We start from the raw sequence: 5,545 nt of genomic DNA, 5'->3' as shown, positions 1-5,545 counted from the left end.
AGGCACCAACAACATGCGCGCCCTGGTGTCGCCGCAGGCGTGCGCCAGCGCACGCACCTCACCCGCGTTCCGCTGCCGGCACCTGCCGGCCCGATCCGCAGAATCGGCGCTCGCGTCCGCGATCAAAACCCGAAGGGCCGAGACGGCTAGGCCGACTCGGCGCCGCGCCAGCGGCGTGCGAGCGCAGTCACGCCGAAGGCGTGAGACGCCCTGACATCCCCGCCTTGAACCTCAGGGTTATCCTTTTCGACGACGGGCCGCCGGGAGTCCCCAGGTTGCCCCATCTGACCCAAACCAGGCTCTTTTCCCGGCCCGCCACTCGGCGCAATCTTGCCCAGGAGCGCTCCACCAACCCTCACACGATGCAAGGTGATCGCAATGCAGATCCAACCCGACCCGCCAGACCGCATTCTCCGGATCAAGACCGTGCTCGAACGCACCGGCCTAACCCGGTCCACCCTCTATCGGAAGATGGAAGCCGGCACGTTTCCCCAGAACACGCAGATCAGCACTCGCTGCATGGGCTGGCGGGAATCCGCCATCGCTGATTGGCTGGATAACCCGATGTCCTATGACGCTGCCAATCGCAAAGCGGGATGACGAGGCTCCCGACGGCCTTTCACACGGTGCCGCCCCATCCTCCGCCACGGCCAACTGGTTCGGATAGTAAACCCGTCCGCTGTTCGGCCGCACGTGGGACTTTGCGGTCGATCGCAAACCTCACGGCGAAGGTCGGTTTCCAGCGGGAGCCGACATTTGCGAGGTTTCCGGCATCTCCTGCCGAATGCTCGCGCCGATACAGGAAAGACCAAATCTAATTGAATCACGCGGGGCTATGCCGACATCCCCGCGACGTGTGTGCCTTGCGGCCCGTGACGCTAGTCGCCAGTCTCGCGACTTTAAACTAGGGCCTCGTTATCACTAGCTTGCGCCAGTGCGGGCGAGGATGCCGACATCTCTGCCTAGCCCCACGCATAAACCGGCCGCAACTCCTTTTTCGCCAGCAGGTGGTGGACGCTGAGACCGGTCCAATCGACGAACCCCACCCATTTCGTCAACTCCTTGGTCCCCGCTTCCCCAAATGAATTAGTATCAAATAGTTCGTTCAGAATATCACGCTTGTCCTTGGCCAGCACATCCGGCGACGAGATCCAATCATTTAGCATCAGGTACTCTTCGGCATCTCGTGCCAAATCGACATCCTCGGCCCTTATCCGCTCCAAGGCTAAAGCATTCACCTTGTCCAGCTGGGCCTGGAACTGCGCTTGGTCCTTCAAATAGCAAAATTTCAAAGTTATGAAGGCGAAATATGTTATGCGCTTGTGTGACATGAACGCTTCTAGCGTCATCTTCACCTCCGACGATCGAAGAAAGTCCTCTCCGACGAACAAAGCGCCGCAGATCAACAAATTGAATATTTCGACGGTATCCGCCTGACCGAATTTATCACCCAACCTTGCACGGTAGGCTCGGATGATCGCTGAGCATTGATCCATAATCACATGATTTATCAGGTCTTGTTGCTCCTCCGAGAAGAGGGCCCCATTTTCTTGGATAAGCAAGCAGAATTGCGCAATAGAATAGGTGCTTCGTACCCTTAGATCGATCGCGCACACGTAAAAAGCTTGCTCTAACATCGAAACGACGACATCCGCCACCAGAGGACGCAAGTCGCCTGGCAGTTCTTGCCGAAGCGCGCGGATTGCTCGCCGTGCGACTGCCTTCAGCAACGTCATGACACGCCCGCTGATGTTAGCGTAAGTAACATTGTATCTTGAGACAACATAACGTATTTCAGACAGAACGCCTTTCAGTCTCCTGTGATGCCGGGCTCCAGTCGCCGCATCGGCTGACCGCAAAAGTTCATAAAGGGCGGATCGAACTTCACGAAGCAGCGCCGCCACTTCCTGCCGGGCCAAGGAAAGCGGGGTGACGAAGGGCCTAGTTGTAGTGGTATGCTTGCTATCGTTGAAATACAATTTGTATCGTTCAAGTTCGCGGCAAATTGCAGACTCAACTTGATTTAAAACATCATCAGAGTTTGCGAATACGAAATAGTCATCGACATATCTCCGAACATCATAATGCCGGTTGAGAGCTAGACCCGTCTTGCTTAGCGCCGCCTCCACTTTTTCATCCACATTTTGCAATATTATCTCGGCAAATATCCTTGAAACCTCCGGCCCGACGACAATGCCGTTTGTTTCATTGTAATTTGCCTGCTGCATCAATCCATCAAAAGTGGACTCAAACGTGTAAGATCCAACAAAGTCTTTGGCTGTCGGCTTGTCCTTTACGGCCCAACCAATCGTGTGCGAATATATATTATAGAAGCACTTCGAAATATCCAAAGTTCTCAGCTTTAGATATCTTCCTTCAAGGCGAATGAACTCGCGGGATTCGAAAAACCTGCTTAGGAGATTGTATTTTCCGTATGCGAAATAGGACGGCAGGTGCGAAACGTCTGGCTGATCCTCGTCCACTAAAAGCTGTGCCACCCCCAGCTTGAGCTTTCCTTCCTCATCGACGGTATCGCTTGCAACGTAGGGAGATGCGAGAGCGATTGGCCGACGCAGAGACATCCTATCGTTTGAGCAGTGGCTCAGCATGCTTGTGTGATGCATTTCATAGAAATTGGCGATCATCCCTTGGACGCGAGGATGAATGATGCTCAAGGTGGTGCTGCGAGTATCATCCTTCGCGATTTCATAGTTGTAAGGAATCGAGTATTTAGCGTGGGGATCTATGATCCTGCGCCACAGCTTTTGAATCGCAGGTGGCATGGTTGCCGAAAGCGCTGAATGTAACCGATCGTTCGAAAATATTACCGGCACTTCGTAGGGGAGTGTCTCGGTAAGGATGCTTCGATTGGCGAGGCTTTTCGGTATAGAATTAGGCATTTCGCCAGATCGCCTTTAGCTTGGAGAAGCGATTGAAGGGGATGCGGACCATCCGCTTCCCCTCAAAGCCTCGCGCGAACGATAATCTCTTTAGTCGAGCCTTCTGAGCTGGCGTCAGCGTCGCCGCGATTTTCGCGCCGAATGGGCTAGCCTTTCCACTCAGGAAGCCATGCATAAAATTGTCGATGTCGCTGAGGCAATCCGGAGTCGTCGGGACATGGTTGCCGTTACGGTACTCACCACATCGCCAGTAATTGTAATAGATTCCTGCATAAATGAAGCGTGATCTGCGAATGGCGTGAACCCCCCGCCTGTTTATCCTGTAATTTCCGCTTAAAACGCAAAGGCGATCCACTAGAGCTTGACTGTCGCCGTTCTCCTCAAAAGCCTTTAAGCTTAAAAAAATACGGGTCTTAATGAGCTTGACCTTTTTCTCAGCGATAGATAGCCAAACGACACGTGGCTTGTCTCGACGGACACGTTGCTCGGCTTTGAAACTGTAGCCCAGAAAATCAAAACTAGCGGTGGACGGCGCAGGGATGGGCTGTTTCTTGGCGTCCAATGGGTTCATCTCGCCATCAAACGACTTCATGTCAGATTTCGATGCGTTGAATTTCATTCCAGGCAGATTAGCAATGGCATCATCGATCTTCTTTGCGACCCCCGCCTGATCTTTAAAAGCAAAGATTAGCATGTCGTCGGAGTATCGGAAGTACCTGTAGACTCCAGGAATAGCTCTGATGTCTCGGTCGAACGGCTCCATCGCCAGTTCAACGAGGATTGTGGTTAAACCAATGCCCCGCGGAAGGCCATGTGTCTTTCCGGCGCAGTGAGTGTCATAGAACTCTTTGAGGTAATGCCGGATCGTTCGGCTTATCGCCGTATCATATAGCAGGCGGCTTCGAACCGGCTCCAAAGGGATTGTTTCATAAAAGGACGACAGGTCGCGGCGAATGACGTAGATTGGCGTCCGATCATAAAGTGCCTCAGTCACGCCCCTAACTATGCGGTCACGGCTCGAAGTGATTACCTTGAATCTTCGCGCGATATAGTTTGCAATAGCTCTGAGAACGAGATTTTCCGGATAGGCGTTATAGGCAACGCAGTCCTTTTTTTTGACCTTAGCGGTCACAAAGGCACTCATCGAGATTAGGCGCGCAGCGGCGTTCGTCGCGATCTGACCGACTATCGTCTCGCCGTCTTTCTCAAGTTCCAAGCCGAAGCGCTGGCTGTCACCTGAACGAACTAAGCGCGAGAGGCGCTTGAACGTGAAAATTCCCTCCCAAAACATTTTACCGCCTCCCCTTTCGACGTTCTGCCAAAACATCGGCGCGGAGCAAAGGGGCGGAAGGGTCTATTTGGATAACCTGCTGTGGTTAGCTGACCGGCCGGTCTCCTCGACCAAAATGGCGAATTCCAGAAGAAGCTGACGCTAAAATCAGCGACGCCGATGTCTTGAGTTGGTCGTGACCGGCCCCCCTGGGCATTATTGGCTGCGGCAGCCTATCGTTGATCCGAAGCTTGTCAGCAGGCGGATGCCAGCGCCGTATGAGCCGATTCGAGACCGTTGCGGTGGGGCGCGTCGCTAACTTGCTTCAAGAAGCCGAACACGTGATCGGCCCAATCCTGCAGCATGCGCCTGCGGGGTGAAAGGTACAGCGCGCTGTTATAGGCGCTGCGCACCTCGTCACGATCGACATGCGCAAGTGCCATCTCGATCCAATCGGATCGATAGCGCTCGGCTTCGTTGGCCCAGGTCGAGGCGAGCCCGCGGAAGCCATGGACGGTCTGCCGCCCCCGATATCCCATGCGGTAACAACCGTAGATCATGGTATTCTGGGAAATGGGCTGGCCAAGCTTGTCACCGCCAAAGACGTAGGCGCCCGACGAATAGCTCCGAACGTTTTCGAGCAGCGACACGACCTGACGCGAAAGCGGCACGATGTGTTCGCGCCCCATCTTCATTCTGTCCGCTGGCACGCGCCAAAGCGGCTCCGGCCCGTCGAGACCCTCGAATTCGTCCCAGCGGGCGAGCCGCGTCTCGTTGGTACGTGCCCAGGTCAGCAGCGTGAACAGCAACGCTGCACGAGTGACGGCACGCCGCCGGGGGCTCTCCTCGCCATCGTAGCTATCGATCGCCTGCACCAGCGCCGGCAGTTCCTGCAGCCCCACTCGTGCCATGTGCCGCACGCGCGGCTTCGGCTTCAACAGGTCGGAGAGATGGGCCGCCGGATCCTGATCGGCCCAGCCCTGCGGCATTGCGAAGCGATAGATCTGGCTGACATGCTGCTTGATCCGCCGGCTGACGTCGAGCGCGCCTCTCGCTTCCACGGTCCGGACCACGGCCAGCACGTCTGCGCTGGTGATTGACCGAAGCGGCCGATCGCCAAGCACGGGAAAGGCATCGCGCTCGAGCCGTGTCATCAGCCGCCTGGCATGGCCTTCGTCGAGATTGTCCTCGCGGTTCTCGTGCCAGGCGCGCGCCGCCTGTTCGAAGGTCTTGCCGACCGGCGACTTGTTGCTGGCGCCTGGGTCCCTGCCCTGCCCCAGCGCCACCCTGGCCTCGGCGCGGCGGAGCCGCGCCTCTGCAAGGCTGACATCGGGATAGCGGCCGAAGGAGAGCAGCTTCTCCTTGCCGTCGAACC

The 5,545-nt window shown here is 55.9% G+C and carries 4 protein-coding genes; 1 reads left to right on the top strand and 3 read right to left on the bottom strand.

The window, feature by feature from the left end; translation table 11 throughout:
* The first annotated feature begins 384 nt into the window (after nucleotides 1–384).
* Nucleotides 385–600: a helix-turn-helix transcriptional regulator gene (locus SAZ01S_RS22885; RefSeq protein ID WP_139810212.1), complete on the top strand. Its 216-nt coding sequence runs from the start codon at nucleotides 385–387 to the stop codon at nucleotides 598–600.
* A 362-nt stretch (nucleotides 601–962) separates the two neighbouring features.
* Here SAZ01S_RS22885 and drt3b read toward each other — a convergent pair whose 3' ends face one another.
* The 3 genes from drt3b to SAZ01S_RS23880 form a co-directional block, all read right to left on the bottom strand.
* Nucleotides 963–2,900 (bottom strand): antiviral reverse transcriptase Drt3b, encoded by a 1,938-nt coding sequence (gene drt3b / locus SAZ01S_RS22880; RefSeq protein ID WP_084584636.1) that lies wholly within the window; start codon nucleotides 2,898–2,900, stop codon nucleotides 963–965.
* Nucleotides 2,893–4,191, bottom strand: a complete 1,299-nt coding sequence (gene drt3a / locus SAZ01S_RS22875; protein ID WP_218018162.1) for an antiviral reverse transcriptase Drt3a — start codon at nucleotides 4,189–4,191, stop codon at nucleotides 2,893–2,895. The genes drt3b and drt3a overlap by 8 nt, the downstream gene beginning before the upstream one ends.
* Before the next feature lie 233 nt (nucleotides 4,192–4,424).
* Nucleotides 4,425–5,545, bottom strand: a 1,121-nt coding sequence (locus SAZ01S_RS23880; RefSeq protein WP_139810211.1) for a tyrosine-type recombinase/integrase, incomplete at its 5' end; no start/stop codon positions are given.

It is taken from the genome of Sphingomonas azotifigens NBRC 15497 (genome assembly GCF_002091475.1).
GTDB classification, from domain to species: domain Bacteria; phylum Pseudomonadota; class Alphaproteobacteria; order Sphingomonadales; family Sphingomonadaceae; genus Sphingomonas; species Sphingomonas azotifigens.
The sequence above is the reverse complement of the archived record's forward strand: the minus strand, read 5'-3'. Positions and strand labels throughout refer to the sequence as shown.